At 35.3% G+C, this 18973-nt stretch carries 14 protein-coding genes; 9 read left to right on the top strand and 5 right to left on the bottom strand.

Going from position 1 to position 18973, the window contains the following annotated elements; translation table 11 throughout:
• The first annotated feature begins 267 nt into the window (after positions 1–267).
• The 3 genes from PESP_RS09770 to PESP_RS09760 are packed head-to-tail and all read left to right on the top strand — an operon-like array spanning position 268 to position 6463.
• On the top strand, positions 268–837 hold the full coding sequence (locus PESP_RS09770; RefSeq protein WP_089347860.1) for a hypothetical protein: 570 nt from the start codon (positions 268–270) through the stop codon (positions 835–837).
• The gene (locus tag PESP_RS09765; RefSeq protein ID WP_089347859.1) at positions 834–3371 is read left to right on the top strand and encodes a hypothetical protein; all 2538 of its coding nucleotides are present in this window, start codon (positions 834–836) and stop codon (positions 3369–3371) included. Before PESP_RS09770 ends, PESP_RS09765 begins: the two co-directional genes overlap by 4 nt.
• Entirely contained in the window at positions 3341–6463 is a 3123-nt protein-coding gene (locus PESP_RS09760; protein ID WP_089347858.1) for a site-specific integrase, read from the top strand. Before PESP_RS09765 ends, PESP_RS09760 begins: the two co-directional genes overlap by 31 nt.
• Here PESP_RS09760 and PESP_RS09755 read toward each other — a convergent pair.
• Genes PESP_RS09755 through PESP_RS09745 form a run of 3 tightly spaced genes read right to left on the bottom strand, consistent with a single transcriptional unit; the run spans position 6460 to position 8765 of the window.
• Positions 6460–7317 (bottom strand): TraI domain-containing protein, encoded by an 858-nt coding sequence (locus PESP_RS09755; protein ID WP_164504416.1) that lies wholly within the window; start codon positions 7315–7317, stop codon positions 6460–6462. The two genes, PESP_RS09760 and PESP_RS09755, sit on opposite strands and share 4 nt — an antisense overlap.
• Positions 7310–8521, bottom strand: coding sequence for a site-specific integrase (locus PESP_RS09750; protein WP_089347856.1), 1212 nt, complete (start codon positions 8519–8521; stop codon positions 7310–7312). The genes PESP_RS09755 and PESP_RS09750 overlap by 8 nt, the downstream gene beginning before the upstream one ends.
• Positions 8514–8765, bottom strand: coding sequence for a hypothetical protein (locus tag PESP_RS09745; protein ID WP_089347855.1), 252 nt, complete (start codon positions 8763–8765; stop codon positions 8514–8516). The genes PESP_RS09750 and PESP_RS09745 overlap by 8 nt, the downstream gene beginning before the upstream one ends.
• 87 nt (positions 8766–8852) lie before the next feature.
• On the opposite strand from PESP_RS09745, the gene PESP_RS09740 reads away from it, so the two are divergent.
• The gene (locus tag PESP_RS09740) at positions 8853–9071 is read left to right on the top strand and encodes a helix-turn-helix domain-containing protein (RefSeq protein WP_089347854.1); all 219 of its coding nucleotides are present in this window, start codon (positions 8853–8855) and stop codon (positions 9069–9071) included.
• A 5-nt stretch (positions 9072–9076) separates the two neighbouring features.
• Here PESP_RS09740 and PESP_RS09735 read toward each other — a convergent pair whose 3' ends face one another.
• Together PESP_RS09735 and PESP_RS09730 are read right to left on the bottom strand one after the other, a co-directional pair.
• Positions 9077–9541, bottom strand: coding sequence for a hypothetical protein (locus PESP_RS09735; RefSeq protein ID WP_089347853.1), 465 nt, complete (start codon positions 9539–9541; stop codon positions 9077–9079).
• 470 nt (positions 9542–10011) lie between these two features.
• Positions 10012–10740: an NUDIX hydrolase gene (locus PESP_RS09730; protein WP_089347852.1), complete on the bottom strand. Its 729-nt coding sequence runs from the start codon at positions 10738–10740 to the stop codon at positions 10012–10014.
• Between the two features lie 363 nt (positions 10741–11103).
• On the opposite strand from PESP_RS09730, the gene PESP_RS09725 reads away from it, so the two are divergent.
• The 5 genes from PESP_RS09725 (at position 11104) to PESP_RS09705 (ending at position 18966) form a co-directional block, all read left to right on the top strand.
• Positions 11104–12459: an MFS transporter gene (locus PESP_RS09725; protein WP_089347851.1), complete on the top strand. Its 1356-nt coding sequence runs from the start codon at positions 11104–11106 to the stop codon at positions 12457–12459.
• A 61-nt stretch (positions 12460–12520) separates the two neighbouring features.
• Positions 12521–13588, top strand: coding sequence for a glycoside hydrolase family 43 protein (locus PESP_RS09720; protein ID WP_089347850.1), 1068 nt, complete (start codon positions 12521–12523; stop codon positions 13586–13588).
• A gap of 384 nt (positions 13589–13972) precedes the next feature.
• On the top strand, positions 13973–17002 hold the full coding sequence (locus PESP_RS09715; RefSeq protein ID WP_089347849.1) for a TonB-dependent receptor: 3030 nt from the start codon (positions 13973–13975) through the stop codon (positions 17000–17002).
• Positions 17003–17201: 199 nt separating this feature from the next.
• A complete protein-coding gene (locus PESP_RS09710) occupies positions 17202–17945 on the top strand; it encodes a SapC family protein (RefSeq protein WP_089347848.1) in 744 nt (247 codons plus the stop codon).
• Between the two features lie 10 nt (positions 17946–17955).
• Complete coding sequence (locus PESP_RS09705; RefSeq protein ID WP_089347847.1) at positions 17956–18966, top strand: cupin-like domain-containing protein; 1011 nt, start codon at positions 17956–17958, stop codon at positions 18964–18966.
• Positions 18967–18973: the final 7 nt, after the last annotated feature.

Below are 18973 nucleotides of genomic sequence, written 5' to 3'. Positions count from 1 at the left end.
GTATGCTAGGAAGGTATATATTTGGTACGACTGAGTGGATTCGAACCACCGACCTATACCATGTCAAGACGTTAGTTTAACTCCTTCGCTAAAAATAAACTTCTGTAAATATATATAATTAGCTTTAATAACAAAGATTTATTTCGTCCTCTTTAATATGCCGATAGAGTTTTGAGTGTTTTTTGAGCATTTAAAGGTTGATTAAGGCACTATTTAGGCACATTATGAAAATGTCAAAATTGACTACTTATTGTTCTGGTGCTTAATATGATTAACGATAACATCGAAGGAAAGCTAAAAAAGGTTGGCGAATTATTAGATAGAGCTACATTCGAGAATATTATCGTTGAAAATATATCCCTTGAAAAAGCTACTGATAATTTAATCAGTAAAGCAAATTTATTTTCGTTTTTAAAACCAAGTTCAAACGATAGCTTTGATACAATTACCACTTGGAAGCTGGATGCTTATCAAGCCCCAATAATTGGATACAAAACTGATACCGAAAAGTTAAAACTAGTTTCTGGCTTATTTACATTTCATAAAGTTTGTCGACTTCAAAACCAATCAAATCAGCTTACCCCATGCTTGGTTCTTCCTTATCGTCCGACACCCGAACTGAGGCGTTTAATTTTTCTTAATGATATTGTGCGACTCCTCCTTAAACAATACTTTAATGCATCCGGTCCTTTAATATCTGAATTACTTATTTGCTTATTTAAAGATGAGCATTCAGTACTTAATTCGGCAGAATGGCGCACTTTATTTCCAGCTATCAAAACAAAAACAGAGTTATGTAAATGGCTTAAAATTAGTACAAAAGTGATTAAATTATGACAGGTATGCTAAAAATTAAGCTTCTGGAGCATATTGAGTTGTATTGCAAAAAGTTGAACTTGGAAATTAGTAACGAGGATATAAAATCTGACTTTGATGATTTTACTCTCCGCATAAGTGCTCCTGAAGATTTATGCGCCTTATCACAAGTTTTTTTATTGTTAAAAAGGATGAATGATGCGTCACGAAATCTAAGGGAGTTTACTAAAAGTGAATTATGTCTTCCTGAGTATATTTATTCTGCCTTTAATGAGTATGGTGTTGAGCTAGATACAACATTAAAAGAGAGTTTTAATCGGAGTACTTATAAAAACGGATGGTGTAATGAGATACCGTTCTATGTATTACTTATTAAATCATATGAGTATAAGCAAGATTCAAAATCATTAAACCTGCTTGCTAATTTTATTGGTAATTATTTTAAAGTAATAGATACACTCACAGACCCTGAATTAGCTACAAGCTCATCAACAAGAGAAGCAGAGGTTTGTAATAAATTTCGATTATTAATGAGAAAATCTAATATTGCCTTTGAACCTGATAAAGATAAAATTTTAACAGATTACCTTGAGCCTTCTTCGTCAATTGCCAGTCGATTAGAGTCAATTACTAATAAGGATATATATACTAGTAATGTCTCTGATAGGGCCTACTTAAATACTTTAATTCATTTTTATAGGAACGACTGGCAGCCAGCCCGGCAGTATAAACATGGTAGTCGACAAATAGACTCTATTGTTAAGTGGTATAAAAAACCTAATACATTACCAATAACTGGCGCGATCGATGATTTGTCTGTTTTAATTCCATCTAGAGCTTTCTTATCGGATACAGAAGGTCTAAACCTTGACGATTCTGAAGTTCAGATGCCCTTTGTGATTGACAATAATGAAAGTAATACTGCACGAGACAAAACTGATCATCAAAGCATTGAAATGGTTTTTAGTCCTGCTTCTAAGAAAAAAAAACAGATAGATGTAACTCGCAATGTACATCGAGCCCATAATATCGCTTATCAAGATACGCGATTATTAAAGGCTTCAGAGTTGGGCTTATTATTTGACACATTAACTAAGTACGGCCGTTCCGATAAAAATATTGAGTTAGCGATATTATGTTGGCTAATGTTTTTATTGGGTAAGACTTTTAATGAGATAAAAAGCTTACAGGTATTTAATAAAATAGATGAAAAAACACGAGGTTTGTTTTTAGATGAAAATGCCAGAGGCTGGTGGTATTTCCCAATAACTCAAACTGCTAAACCATCGATTAAAAAAGTTGGCCTTATAAAAACAGCTAATGGTGTATTTACTGCGTGTCCTACATTTTTGACAGATTTAATAATTAAATACTTAAACGGCAGGAAAGAAGGCTTAATTATTAACGTAGACAATTTTGCAGCACTTGAAAGCAGTATAGCCAAAAAACTAAAAAAAATATCAGATAAATCTTATAGCGGAAGGCTAAGCATTAGTAGCATTAGTAATTTTATTGGGAATTATATTAATGCAACAGGTGTGATAGACCCTATTTATATAGACTTTAGTTACGATGTAAAAATGTATTCTACTCGAGTATCTAGGAGCTACAGCAATATTGATGACGTTACGCGATGTGAAAGGATTTTTGAATTTTGGCAAGAAGTTGAGTCTGATTACTATGATTATTGTAAAGAAAAATTCCCTATTAAACTTTTTGAATTAAAGTGTTTTGATAAGCAGAATCGTAGGTTTGGTTCTAAATTTACTCCAGAAGATATGACAGTTAAAGCGCTAATAGCAGCTTTGGCATTAGAAGTTGAAAATGCCAAGTTAAACTCTTTTAAACAACTAGATGCAATTTTAAAATATCATAATGCGTTCACAGTCTATACGGCATGGATGCTAATGTTTGGAACTGGATATCGGGCTGTTTGGAACCCGTTACCAACTTTTTCTCTATATTTTCCATCGCTAAACCTGATGGGGATAAGTGATAAAGATGATAGTGATTTCACTCACTCCAGATTAGTTTGTTTACCTTCTATTTTAAATGAGCAAGTAACCGCATATCAAGAGCATCTTAGTTGTTTGAGAGGGTTAATAAGAGTATTAGAACCCAAGTTATGTCAGTCAATAGATGGTTATTTAGATGCTACCTCTAAAACTTTAGGCCTCGATTATAAAGAATCTTGTCAATGGTTTAAGCTAATTAGAAATTCACGTATAAATCATGGACCTTTATTCATATTTCAGAGACAAAGATCAGGGATTGTGACTAGGGGTATTTCTCCTACAGAATTAGTTCTTAGGTTACACGCAGAGCATGATATACCTGCAAATGCAGGAAGGCATTGGCTTAAAAGTAGTTTGCTGTATAACAAAGTTAATTCAGAGCTTGTAAACTTTCAAATGGGCCATTGGCAGTCTGGTGAAGTTCCCTTAGCAGATTACTCAGCACTTAATTACATTGACGCTGTAAATGAATTGCTACCTATTTTAGATAAGTTATTTAAGGAGGTAGGATGGCAAACTCTAAAGTCCGATCTTATTTAAATAAACTTAAAAAAGAAGATAAGTTTCATCCATGTTATCAACAAATTGAACATGCATATAAAAATTTATTAGATGATGATTTTGGTATTAGATTGAGTGATGTGGCTTTTTTAAAAGAATACAAAAAGCTATGTATAATGATGCTTAGATGTTTTCAAAAGTCAGATGAAAATGTACTTGCAATTGAAATGGATGTTTTAAAATCACGGCTTAAAGAAGATTTAGCAGCTAAGCAACTTCAACTAATGATTATTGATGCAATATTAAAGTACGGCTTAAAGCATTACGGTATTGAATCTTCAAGAATTTCTCAAGTTGTCGTATTAAAGCGTGATAAACCCATGTTATCACCAATCGAATTAATAAAGTTACCTGTAGCACTACATGTAAAGTCATTATTAAACAAAGAGCTACAAACACCGACAGCCAATTTATCAATGAAAGGTCGCTTAGGCCGACTGGCCTTATTTTTATATATGACAACAGGTGTTCACTTTGACGAGCTTATTACTATTATAAATACCCCCTATACTTTAATGTATCTAGATGGGTTGGTATTTTGGTATAGAAAAATAGAAAAAGAGGAGCTACGATACGTACTATGTGATGCTGTTGTTCTTCTACTATTGCAGCATCAAGCCTCTGTGAAGCAGTGCGAGAAGGCACTACTAAATAAAAATAGATTAAAAGACTATATAACAAAATTCTTAACTGAGACATCAGGGAAGAATTGGCAAAGTTTGTCACTTCTAAAATTACGAACACTTAGAAAAATAGATGCAATAATCAACCTCAGCCCTATCGACTATCAGATGTATTTACGGCCTAGTACCTGTACCGGCCTACCTCAAACAGCCTTTGTAAGATTAATCAGTAATAAGGCATTGATTGCAGATGAAGTAGCAAAAATAAATAATAAATTCAATAAGTTTAATAAGCTATTACCATTTGATAGTGATAGTTTTGATTATATTGAGCCTAAATTAGTGATACTTAAGTTAGAGCACATCTATAAAAGCCTAAAAGAACTTAATAGCCAAAGGGCTTCAAGGGTACAGTGCATTAGATTTGTTGAACAAGAACTGAAAAATGAAAAAAATAGTATTTATTTTTATATCTTATGTGGCTGGCTTTATTATCTTTTGAAAGAGGGGGGGGTAGCTAAAAGAAGATTAAAAATAGGAACAGTAATTGATTATGTAAAAAGTATTAGCAAACCTTTTTTAACGGTTTTTACTCAAACTGATTTAGCAATAATTTCGGCATCTGATTGGGCAATAAAATTAAATGATGCGACCGAATATTTTACCTCAGCGCCAAGAAAAAAATACTTATACTACCTTTCCGAATTTTTGATTGAATCAGAAATTGTCAAAGATTTGTGCATTGATGATCTTGATATAGCACCTGTTCAAAGCAAAGTTGATGCTAATTTATTGTCAGCGAGTCATGCAAGCGCAATTCTGGAATATTTAAGTAACAACCTTAATAATAGTCTTGTTGAACTATATGCATATTTGTTGATGTGTTTTTGTTTTTATAGTGGCCTACGTCGAAATGAAGCCGCTAAACTGTACTTTGGTGATATTCAGGTTTCACCTATCAAGCCAAATGAAGGCGAATATGATTGGGTTCTACTATCAATCAGACCAAATAAAATAAGAGCTTTAAAAACATCATCGGCAAGAAGAGAGCTTCCTCTTGATGCATTATGGCCAAAAGAGCATTTAGCCAAGCTCAGAAGCTTCTATAACGTTCAAAAAGATACTGAAAATAAGTCATCAAATTCATTGTTATTTAACTGCTCTGTTAGCGTAAATAAAGCATACGATCTATTAACGCAATTACTGCATTACTATACTCAGGACCACACTCTAAGGATTCATCATCTAAGACATAGCTTTGCAAATTGGACATGGTACAAGTTAAATGTAAACTTGATGTTAGCAGGAAGGCAGTCTTTATCTATATTTGAAGATGACTTATTTGATCAAGTTTTTATTAATCACTTCAAAAGAAGATTAAAAGTTAAAGAAAATACTCGTTCAAAAATGTTTTTTCTGTCTCATTTACTTGGTCATAAAGTCACAGTGTCGACGTTAAATAGTTATCTACATTTGAAGGATATACAGCATTGCTCTCAAATGAATCAAACATATATTGTATCTAAGTGCTTTTTATCTGAATGTGTAGGAAGAGCTAAGTCTAAAGTAGTGATGCCGGGTGAAAGTTTAATTGAAAGAATCGAATTTTATAGTAAAAAACAAGAGCAAGATTATTCTATCCAATATGCGGGTAATGTTAGTAACTTAATCATACCGTCGTTTAATGGTTTTAAAAATAAGTTTAAAGTTGATAAAAAAATAAAAACATTAGATTATGCAAACGTACTCAAATCGCTAGAATTTCACTCAATAAACGACACTGCAATAAATTACTCACTTCCTGTAGATCTCGTTAAAAAATTATATGGCAATGCTGTTAAAGTAAGTAAGGAATATCCTAGGAAAGGCAAAAATCTACCCTTAATTCCTAATTTCCCAAGTTTAAACGATACTAAAGGGCAGTTAAAAAGAGTTTATTCACAAAAAGCATTTTATTACTTATGTCAAAAATTCGATACTTTATTAAGTCAAAATAATATAACACTTAATGAAACATTTGATTCTCTACAAATTTTAAAATATGCTGCTGCAGGAAAAGATTTCGCTCTTCGTTGTCCTAAAGATGCAGTTATATGTAACTTTTTTAATTTATGTATAACTTTTAAATTAAAAGCGAGGCATTTCAGATTTCGTTTTCATCAAGTAGATTTAAAAAATGAAAGTGCTGTTCAAGCAAAGTCTTATTGGCAACAATTAATATCTTCGTATGGCTTGAGCGATAGCGGTATTGAAAATGCTTCTATTCAGGAAGGTAAGTTTTTAGGTAAACATAATGGCAATGGCTTTTTAGAAATAGGGCTATTAATTACAGTAGAGGGCAGTAAGGGGGCATATAAAAGGGCGAGGCGCCACCATAGTTTAATGAGCTTCCTTCAATTGTTGCTCATTATAAGTTATAGGACTGACGAAGAGCCTTATGAACTTTAACTTATTCTTTTAAGTACTTTGTCGCCAACTTTGCAAAAATGATAATAATCAGGAAGTTCTTGAAATTTAGCATGTATAAAAGCAGATTCAGAAGAGCATCGGTCAGCTTGTTGCACAATATGTTCAATTGCATATCTCGCTTTATAGCCAGATGGCTTGGCAGCTAATAAACTGCTTAATAACTCCAGCAACTGCCTATTACAACTACCTAGCTTCGCTAAGGGTTCAGCTAAGATAGCAAAGTTATAACCTTCGTGTGGTCCAGGTATATAGCGATCGCTGGCTTGATGTAGCATGACAAATATTTTACCAATATCATGGAATAAGCCAGCTACTAATGCAGCTTGGCATTCTATACTGGAATGTTTTAAGTGTTTAGCGTTATTAAATGCAATTTCAGCTACCTCTATACTGTGTTCAAACAACCCATGGGTATAAGAGTGATGGTGGTTTAAGCTAGCTGGTGCTTGTATAAATTTTTGTAAAATACTTTGTTTAGTCAAAATAAAATCAATAAAAGGCTGCAACTCACTACATGTGACAAAGCTAAGTAACTTAAAAAATCGTGCTATTAAATGCTCATTTGTATTATTTATCATCGACGTTAAATTAAGATACTGCTGTTCGTTACATTGAGAAAGTATTGGCTCTATATTACAAACAATATGGTTACCCATTATATCGTGAGTTAACTGAAATTGAGCCAAGCCAGATACTATTTGGGATTTTCTAGCAATATCAGCAGATGTAATAGCGAAAATTACTTGCTTACTTATTAAGAGCTCACAATTGGCTGTTGGCAAAGTTCCATAAATATGTAAATTTTTTAACCAACCATAAATATAGTTATTCATAAGTAGCCTCTTCTTCAATGTTGGCATTTAGGAGTAGGCGGTCAAAAGCACTACCATCTTGCCGAGTATTGTTAGGAACATAACGGCTATAAACTTCAAATAGCATTTTAGTCGTGCTGTGACCCATTTGTTTAGCTATCCATTCAGGATTTTCTCCAGCAGAAAGCCATAAAGTTGCGCATGTATGCCTCGTTTGATAAGGGCGTCTCATCTTTAAAGAAAGCTCTTCTAGCGTTGGGTACCATACCCTTTTAGTTATATTTCGATGGTCCAGAGGGTTACCTTTTTTATTACAAAAAACATAAGTGTTCTTACCAGTTATTTTGAATTGTGTTTTTAACGCATCAACAACAACTCTAGAAAGTTGGATATTCCTATATGATGTAGCTGTTTTAGGTGTCTCAACATTGCCATCAACTAAGGTTTCATGAATAATAATTTCATTTCGATCGAAGTTAACGTATTCCCACTTGAGGCCATCAATCTCTGCTGTTCGTATAGCAGTAAAAAAGCGCACGGTATAATAATTGCGAAAATCACTTCTTACATACTTAAGAAACTGCTGAACTTCATTGAGTGAAAAAGGTTCTATTTTAGTTTTAACTACTTTTAGTGGTTTTATATTGTTAAAAGGAGTTTGAAAATCATATCTTAATGATGCTTCTTTAAGTATACCTCTAAGAGGTGTCATAACATGATTGATCCAATCATTACTCAATTGCTTTTTACTACTGCGTTTAGGCTCTAATATACTCGCGCGATATTTAATAATATGAGCACGGCTTATTTCATCAAGATTAAACTTGCCAAATTCAGGGATTAAATAACGCTTAAAGATCATAGACACATTTTTAAAATGACTAATTTTCCAATGAATTTTACTTTCTTCTAGCCACTCATAAGCAAATGCTTCAAAGTTAGGTACATTGTGTAAAATAACATCTGCTTTATTCGGTTCATTAGCTTTTATAGCTTCTATCTGGTCATCAAACAGTTTAAAAGCTTTGCAACGGTTACTATTCGGAAACATTTCTCGATAAACAAAACGATCGAGCATAATTTGAATTTCAATACTTTCTAGAACTTTCTCAAGTTTGATACGATTAGCTTTTGTATCCTTGAGTAAGGTCTGCTCACGACATCGTATATTTTGATAATAAAAATCAAAAAACAACTTATCATTTCTACTTCTTACTTTAGCCATAACATACACCTCCATTTGCAAGAGGAATTATAAGTTCACGTTTAGCTTTAGCTGCAGTGTCATACATTTCTTCCATTACAGTTTCTAAAAGATAAAATATTTTTCTTGAGCCGAAAGGCCGGATGTAGTGTTTGCCTTCAAAAAAAACATTGTCTTTCAACTTACGGTTAATGTAATCTGGGCTGAACTTAATAAAAGCTGAGAGCTCTTTAGCTGATAGTAGAGTAAATTCATTTTTAATCATAAAAGTATCCTCACAAGAAACTAAATTGATTAAATCACATCAAAAGTATCCTGTAAAGAAACTTTTTAAATAATTGGTTGTATTGAGATGATTGTTTATAATTTAAAGGACTTAATCGCAGCTAAGTCATTGAAAGAAGGGCGTAAAATTACGTTAGATGAAGTTGCAAATGCCGCAGGAGTAAATAAAGCCGCTATGTCAAAAATGGCAAATAATAATAATTACTCCACAACAACGCGGACATTAGACGCGTTGTGCGAATATTTCGATTGTAAAATTGAAGAGATAATTGCGCACAAAAAATAGTAAATTTAAAAAATGTCTGTTTTTAGATTACTTTCTACAGCGTGAAGAAGTTCTTCGTAAATTTCAGGCTGATTCATTGCTTCTATATAGCTGCATTCTAAATTATTGTTAAAACTATTGAACCAAAAAGCTAAATCCCAGTTTTCGTAGGATGAGCTGGCTAGTTTTAGTATTTTAATGTTTATAGTTCTAACAGATTTATCTGTAAAATCAAATTGAAAAGAAGGGAAGCCTAACTGTCCTTTAGAATAGATGTTACTTACAGTAAATAGCTTATTGTCAGCTACTATCGCTTTTAGTTCAATTGGATCCTTTATTTTTAAAAGTTCCATAACTTCAATGACTGATAACAAAAAATATCTTTCTAGAAATTTATCGATTTCGCGTTTATAAATATATGATTGTTTTTTTGTAGATGGAGTAGAGCTAGCTAAATTTAAACTCTTAAAAAAGTTTTTTAAGTCACTCATAACCCTAAATCTCTATAGCTAAAGTTAAAGTTAAATTTTACTATATTCTTTAAAGAGGTGAACTTCAACTCTTCTCTCAGGTAGTTAAGCTATATTATTATGTAAGTTATTATTTATAATTTTGGATATAGGTAAGATACTAACAATTTAGATATTGGCTTTTACCTAATGAAAAGATCACAAAAATTTACTTGTCTTAATAGTTTGATCGTTGTGCCACTACAATATCAGATCAGAACACGTATCATTAGAAAACGGAAAAGTAATCATAGCAAATTAGCTCTAGCGTATAGACTGAACACTGTATCTAATTAACAAAAAGCTGAAACAGGTTTAGTGAGGGTATACCAGTACAATAAATAACGATGTGAAGTCCAGCCTATTTAAAAGTTTTCAATTTACAGTGTTTTTCTACTTTTGTTCTGGATTGATTAACTCTAGGGTATAATTCCGTAACTATATCTGTGTATTTAAAACTCAAATGTAAAACCAAACTCTCTTAATTTTTCATAGACGTTTATATCAAAACGATACAAAGTAGCAGCTCGGTGAGCGACGTTGGTTTGTTTTTCTTTGCAGTTTATTAGCAAGTTCATTTTTTGAAACTTACGTCTAAAGTTAGGTTTATCGAGTGACTTATTTAAAATCGACTCATAAATTCCTTGTAGCTCAAGCAGAGTGAATTTTTCAGGGAGTAAACTAAAACCGATAGGCTCATGCCTTACTTTATAGCGCAAGTAATCAAGGCCACTTTTTAAAATGTCGGCGTGGTCAAACATTAAAGCAGGTGCGTTGTTTACATCAAACCACTCACACTCTAAAGCGTTATCGCCACTTACAAGATTCGTTTCTTCAAAGCGTACTAGCGAGTAGTAAACAATAGTAATAATTCGCCTAGCTGGGTAGCGGTCTACATTACCAAATGCACCTAACTGGTCTAAATAAAGGTTTTCAACACCAGTTGTACTTTTAACAACACGCAAAGCTGCGCTGTCTAAGTTTTCGTCTTTTCGAACCCAATGACCGATTAAACCCCACTGGCTGGTTGCAAGGCCGCGATTATATTTAACCAGCAAGACCTTTAACTTACCTTCATGAATAGCAAATATAATATTATCTACGGTTAGATTGCTAATGCAGTCATCAGGAATCGATTCTTCGCCAATAGTATTTGGAATGTTTGATGTTTTATGGTGCATAAATTACTCAGCCAAAGCGATACATAGATATTGTTATAAAGACTATTAAGAGTATATAAAAGGTGCTTAAAGCGCAAATAAAAAACATTTATAAACCCTATCTAAAACAACCACATCTATTTAATTACCCATTATTCGAGATGTACCTGATTTGATGCGTCTGCGCATTTTTTTATTTTTTCGAGGTAGTGGTTTTTTATTGAACGACTAATGCCTTTATATGTTACTAAATTCAACTAAAAATTAGCGACAAGTATTAAATGAATTACCAGTTGAGTAAAAATGTAACATAAATGTTTACATACATAAAAAATGCATATAGTATTTTTGACTATATCGATTTGAATTGAAAATTGAGCACACATGAACAATAAAAAAAACACACTCACAATTAAAGAAAAAATAGGGTATGGCCTTGGTGATACAGCTAGCAACATTGTATTTCAGATGGTTGCTAACTTTATGTTGATATTTTATACCGATGTCTACGGTTTATCTGCAGCAGCGGCAGGAACCTTACTTCTAGCTGTAAGGTTATTTGATGGTGTAACTGATCCAATAATGGGAAGTATTGCAGATAGAACGCGTACTAGGTGGGGTTCTTATCGACCTTATATTTTATTTTTAGCTATTCCCTATGGAGTATTCGCGTGTTTAGCGTTTATAACACCTGATTTTGATTCAACAGGTAAATTAATATATGCGTACTTTACCTATGCATTATTAATGACGTGTTATACGGCAATTAATATACCTTATGGTGCGCTTGGTGCTGTAATGACAAATGATCCAACAGAAAGAGCTTCACTTCAGTCGTATCGCTTTGCTATGGCAATGGCGGCTTTACTGGTTATTGTTTGGGCACTGCCAAAACTGGTTGCCTTTTTTGGCGAGGGAAATGACGTTGTAGGCTATCCATTGGCTATGGTGTTTTTGGGTGGTTTAGCTGCTGTATGCTTTTTATTATGTTTTTCAATGACAAAGGAAACAACTCAAGTCGAACCTAAACAAAATAAAGGTAATGCATTTATAGAGTTTTTAAGCTTATTTAAAAATGATCAATGGGTTGTTATTGCTGCTATTAGCATAGCTACATTAATTTTAATAGGTGTCAGAGCATCGGTTGCACCACATTACATCAAATATTATGTTGGTGAAGCATCACTTCTATCAAATTTTTTAACGCTTTCAGCAATAGGCTCAGTACTCGGTGCTGTATCTACTAATTTTTTAACCAAATTTATTGAAAAGAAAACACTTTTCATCGTTGCTTTAGTCGTCGTAATTATTTCTCATAGTATGTTTTATGTATTAGAAAGTGACGCCATCGTAACCATTTTTATCGTTTATTTTATTGCAAACTTTGCCCATATGATTATTACCCCAATCATGTTTTCTATGGTGGCAGATACCGTCGACTATGGCGCATTAAAGGTTGGGCGCAGATTAACTGCAGTAACTTTTTCGGGCCACTTACTGGCTATCAAACTAGGCTTTGCAATAGGTGGTGCCATTGCTGGTTGGATATTATCAGGGTACGCCTACGTACCTAATCAAGCACAATCAGAACACACGCTATCAGGAATTCTACTCGCCTTTGCTGGCATTCCAGTCATTTGTACCGTGGTATGTTTAATTTTTATAACGCGTTACAAACTTACCGAGCCCGAAGTAAAACGCATTCAAACGCAATTGGCTGATAGTAAAACAATAGACTAATTTAGCATCTCAATTTTTTGTTTTAAAAGCACAAATTGGGCAGACAATACTAGGAGTTAAAATGCAAAATACAGCGCAAGCAGCGCCCCCATCTAATGGATTAAGTGACGCTGAACTTAAACAATTAAAAGATTTACAACGCGCCAACTCACTAATACAAAATCACAATGTATTGGTTGAACACATGTATACCGCTGACCCGTCAGCACATGTGTTTAACGGTACAATGTATATTTACCCGTCACACGACATTGAATCAAAAAATGAAATTAATGATAACGGTGACCACTTTGCGATGCGTGACTACCATGTGCTTTCGCTGGAGGAAAGTACAGGTAAAGTCATAGACCATGGTGTAGCACTTTGTGTAGACGACGTGAAATGGGCAAGTAAGCAAATGTGGGCTCCCGATGCCGCGCATAAGCTTGGGCAGTATTATCTTTATTTTCCCGCACGCGATCAGCAAGGCATTTTTAGAATTGGTGTTGCAAAAAGTGACAGCCCAACAGGTCCATTTAAAGCCGAAGATGATTATATTCAAGGTACATTTAGCATTGACCCTGCGGTGTTTGAAGATGAAGATTCAAGCCATTACTTATATTTTGGGGGGTTGTGGGGCGGTCAATTACAAAATTGGCAAACGAGCAATTTTAACGAACAAAATATTTACCCTAAACCGGGAGAACCCGCAATACCTGCGCGTGTAGCCAAACTCTCAGATAATATGATCAGCCTAAGTGAAGACGTAAAAGAGGTGGTTGTTTTAGATGAAAGCGGAGCTGCGATCACAGTGTGCGACAACCACCGCCGCTTTTTTGAAGGGCCTTGGGTACATAAACATAACGGGGTTTATTACTTTTCATATTCAACGGGTGATACACATAAAATTGTTTATGCAACAGGCGATAACCCATATGGTCCATTTACTTATCAAGGCGTTATTTTGAACCCAGTATTGGGATGGACCACTCATCACTCAATTGTAAAACACAATGGTAGTTGGTTTTTATTTTATCATGACAGCACCTTATCTGGCGGGCAAACCCATTTACGCAGTATAAAAATGGCCAAACTTGAGCATGATGAAAGTGGAAAAATAAAAACGATTAGCCCGTATGAACAAGCTTAATATAAATATCCATAAACAATTCAAATTTGCTGTTAAACACAGATAGCGATTTTATTTGTCGTGAAAAGATATGGTCAATATGACCATTATATTTATCTTGAATATTCAATATATGAGGGAAATGAGGAAATATGAAGAAATGAAAATATTTTAAAGTAAAAAAGCACAAAGAATTAGCATGAACCTGATGTTATTTAAGGATTTTATTTAAATAACATTAGCTTGAAACTGGTTGTGGTCTTTGTAAAACGTTTAAAACATACACACACAAAGTTATTTATTGGCAGAAAAAGATGAAACAAATCGTTTACAATTATGGTTTGAGAAAATCTTAAAAATCTTGCAGTACGTCAATAATAATTAAATAAGAAAAAGGACACTATGATGTTTAAGAGAAAGATAATTTCAACAGCCATTCTCGCTGCAATAGGATCGGTTGCGCTTCCTCACCAAAGCTATGCTGCTGAATCCGCTGTAGACGAAGATGTAGAAATAATACAGGTAACTGGTATCAGAGGTTCATTGCAGCGCTCAATGGATATTAAGCGTGACTCCTCAGGAATTGTTGATGCAATTTCGGCTGAGGATATGGGGAAATTTCCTGATACTAACCTTGCTGAATCGTTACAACGTATTACCGGTGTATCAATAGATAGAGCAGGAGGCGAAGGTAGCCGTGTTACTGTTCGTGGTTTTGGCCCGGCAAATAATTTAATAACAATAAATGGCCGACAACTTCCCAACACTACTGGTAATAGAACATTCGACTTTGCGAATGTCGCATCTGAAAGCGTATCAGGTGTACAAGTTTATAAAACATCAGACGCTAGTGTTACCTCAGGTGGTATCGGTGCAACTATAAATTTAACAACCAACAGACCCCTAAATAGTCCAGGTATAAAAGCGTCGTTTGGTGTTAAAGCCGTTGACGATCAATCAACAGACGAAGGAAGCGTTACACCAGAGTTAAGCGGCTTGTATTCGCAAACATTTGGTGACGATAAATTTGGTATATCTATTTCAGGTAGTTACCAAGAACGCGAAAGTGGTATGCAACAGTTTTTGCAAGACCAAGGCTACAGAGCATCTGATTATACAAATACAGGGTGGGGCGGTGTACCTGCCGGGGCTGAAGGCGGAACAAATAGGCCAACTTCGGGTATATATTCAAATCCACAACAACCACGTTATGTATTTGAAGAACGTCAGCGCGAACGTGTAAACGGCCAGCTAGTATTTCAGTACCAGCCGGTTGAAAATATAACCGCAACCCTTGATTACACAACATTTAGAACCACCATTGAAGAGCAGCATACAGATGCATCAGTATGGTTTAATTATGCAGGCGACAGAAGCGAGTCGGTTTGGGCTGGTGAGCCTAACTCATACCCGCTTATATACTCAGAAATTTACGATATAAACAGCGATGCTGACTACCGTGACACGTCATTAACTGTTGGCGCATGGGGACGTGAAGAAGTAACCGATTCAATTGGTTTTAACTTAGAATGGATTGTATCTGACAAACTGACTTTAGAGTTTGATCATCACAGTTCAAAAGCGTCAATGGAAGCGACCGATCCGCGCCACGGTACACGTAACAATATTCAGCTACCTTCGTATACTCGTTCTCGCTCAGGGCTTGATTTAACTGGTGACTTACCAGGTATTGCTATTGGTAACATTGAAAACTTTAACCCGAGCACAATGCGTTTATCGGGTAGCTGGTTTGCAAACGATAAATACGATTCAGAAATCGATCAGACGCAAATATCAGGTGACTACTACATCGACGACAACCTAAGTATTGATTTTGGTATAGCAGTTAATACAGTAAATAATCATTACCGTCATACCCAAGTGCAGCGTCCTGACTGGGGTGGTGTAGGCGTTGAAGGCGATTTTTCTGATATTGATTGGCGACAAGATACAATTTTAGATAAGTTTGAAGCCAAAGCAGGTAACTTTGAAGGTACAGCTACGCAAGCTGATTACGATTTATTTAATACTATTTTCTTTGCCGATTTTGACACCATTGTTAATGCTGCGGAGCTTGCCGACCCTGTTGCTAACGTCGATAGCCTTTATGGTGATTGTAAAGCAGCGGTAGGTGCGGCTGCAGGACCAAATGGAGAAGGACAATTTTGTGCTTCAACTAATTGGGATGCCGCCACTAATAGGTTCACTGAGGAAGAAACACAGTCTGCTTATTTCCAAGTTAATTACAAAGGTGAGCTAAATGATATGTTCTTCGACCTACAAGTAGGTTTGAGGTACGAAAAAACAGACGTATTTTCTAAAGCGACGGCGCCAGGGTATAGCCGTGTAGAGTGGAACGAAGATACAGCCACATCAGTTACCGGCGTAACGGGAATCGAAACACTGAGTCAATCGGCTGATTACAGTCAACTACTGCCTAATATCAACTTTAATATTGAAGTAGTTGAGGATGTTATGATCCGCGCAGCAGCCAGCAAAACTATTTCAAGAGCAGGTTATGGTCAGTTACAAGGAGGTACAACCATTAACACGGGAGGCAGTCTAAGTGGCTACTCAGGTGGCTCTGGTAATCCAGGCCTTAAACCACTTGAATCAATAAACTACGACTTATCAAGTGAATGGTATTACGCTGAGGGCAGTTATGTATCGTTTGGCTACTTTAAGAAAGACGTAACCAATTGGATCACAACTGGCACAATAGATTCGGATATTTTTAATCTTGCCGATCCATTAAACGGTGAAAAATTTAGAGCAGCCCAAAGTGCATTGGGTGCTGATGCGTCTAACCTGGCTATTCGAACATATATTTTTGAAAACTTTGCAGATGATCCAAATGTACAGCCTAATTTTGATGAAAACGGTGAGTTAGATGGAGGAACTATTGTTGGCGACCCTGAAACCGACGAAACAGTTAATTTCAGAATTAACGTACCTGTAAATGGTGACCAAGAATACACAATAGATGGGTTTGAATTTAATATTCAGCACTTATTTGGCGAGTCCGGTTTTGGTGGTATTTTTAACTACACCTTAGTTGACTCTGGTCTTGAATACGACAACGACTCTCTTGATGATACCGAAGCACTTGTAGGGTTAAGTGATACAGCAAATTTAGTGTTCTTTTACGATAAAGAAGGCTTACAAGCTCGTATTGCATATAACTGGCGTGATTCGTTTTTAAATGAGCGTCGTGTAAATGGTGATTTAACCGCCCCCATTTACACCGATGAATATCATCAAATAGATTTCAACGTAAGTTACGAGGTACCCGCAGTAGAAGGACTTACCGTATTTATTGAAGGTATAAATATCACTGACGAGTACGTAACATCGTACGGACGTAAAGAAGAACTCATTTATAACATCACTCAAACAGGCTCTCGTTACGGTTTAGGTGTACGTTATAATTTTTAGTAAATATTAAACTTGTAACTTACTTATTAAGTATTTAGGTTACTAAATTAAAGCCGCATTTTGCGGCTTTTTTTGCGCTTTTTACGCTAGTAATAGTAACACCTACCTGTTATAGTCAATATGAATTTAACTTATTTGTTACATTAAATTCGTTAACGGATAAGTAAAGACACACAATAATAATTGGAGCACACAATCCATGGCTAATCATGCATTATTAAATAATGTTGATCATCAGCATTTAAAAATAAACCCCGCACGCAGCACACATTTAGGAGATGGGGTTTGGTACAGCGAAACTTTTGTGAGCGAATTTAGGGCTGCTCAGGCACATTACCCAATATTTTTTACTAAAAATAAAACCTCGAACGCATTTTCACCAGTGTGTTTGTATGGCATAAATAAAGACGAAAACTTATTTTTAGCAAACCAGCAATGGCAAGCACATTACATACCTCTTAGCATGCAGCGCCTGCCTTTTTCTATCGCGACTCAAAATACCACTCAAAACGGTGTGGCAACGCAAGAGCGAATGCTTAGTATTGATTTAGACTCGCCAAAAGTGTCAACAAAGCAGGGTGTTAATCTATTTTTGGAGCATGGAGGCAACAGCGAATACCTCGAAAATATAATAAATGTACTTGATAATCTTCATCATGGGTTACAAGAAAATCAACCCTTTATTAAAGCACTAATTAAATATGGTTTACTTGAATCTGTATCGCTAGAGCTTGATTTAATAAATGGGGTTAAGCATAACTTACTCGGTTTTTACACTATAAACGAAGATGTGCTTAATAAGCTAAGCCCCGATACAATTGAGCAATTGCATTCGCAAGGCTATTTAGCGTGTATATATATGATCATCGCCTCGCAAGTACACGTACGCGATTTGATCGCGCTTAAAAATGAGCAACTTAAGCTACAAAAGCACGCGGTATAAGTGCTTAACTATGGTAAATTTAGTAAATAAAATTCAAACACTCAGTGGTTTAACTCCCAGTACACTACCCAAGGAGCTTTTAAACTCGTCTGTCCCTATTGTTTTAAAAGGGTTTGTAGACGAATGGCCCCTAGTTATTGCCGCTAAAAAATCTGATGCTTCAGCAATTGATTATTTAACGCCGTTTTACCAAGGATTTTTAGTTAATACTTGCACAATACCCGCCAGTCAAAGTGGGGTTGTAGGGTATAACTACGATATGAGTGGTTTTAATTTTACTAATCAACAAGCGCCATTTATTAACGCGCTTGAGCAAATAACGCAAAGTGCTAATAACCCGCAAGCCGACACCTTATACATTGGCTCTACTAGTATTGCACAGTGCTTACCTGGTTTGGTTAAACACTGTCGCGTTAACACATTAAACGAAGGCTGTTTATTTAATGTATGGGCAGGCGGAAAAGTTACTGTGCCAGCACATTACGACGTAGCGCAAAATTTAGCATGTTGCGTTGCAGGTAAAAGGCGTTTTACGTTATTTGCCCCCGATCAAATAGATAATTTATATATAGGCCCGCTTGATAAAGCACCCGGTGGTCAACCTATAAGTTTAACCACTACTACAGCGGCTAACTTCACAAAATACCCTAAGTTTAAACAAGCCCTAAAAGCAGCAATATCTGTAGATCTGGAAGCGGGCGATGCACTTATTTTACCCAGTATGTGGTGGCACCAAGTAGAGGGGCTTGGCAGTTTAAATATACTGTTTAATTATTGGTTTAAAAATACCCCCGCAGTGTATGGACAACCGACTAATGCACTGCACCTTGCTATTTTAAATATACGTAATTTACCAAAGCATGAGCGCGCTGCATGGCAACGTTTGTTTAATTACTACATATTTGCCGATAACGAATTTAATCATATCCCAGAGCTTGCACAGTCTATTTTAGCTAAGCCAATGGATGAGCTTACTGCGCGTAAATTAAGAGCCGAATTACAAAATAAGTTAAGACGCTAAGCGTACT

This window comes from Pseudoalteromonas espejiana DSM 9414, assembly GCF_002221525.1.
GTDB classification, from domain to species: Bacteria; Pseudomonadota; Gammaproteobacteria; order Enterobacterales; family Alteromonadaceae; genus Pseudoalteromonas; species Pseudoalteromonas espejiana.
This window is presented reverse-complemented; position numbering and strand designations above follow the sequence as displayed.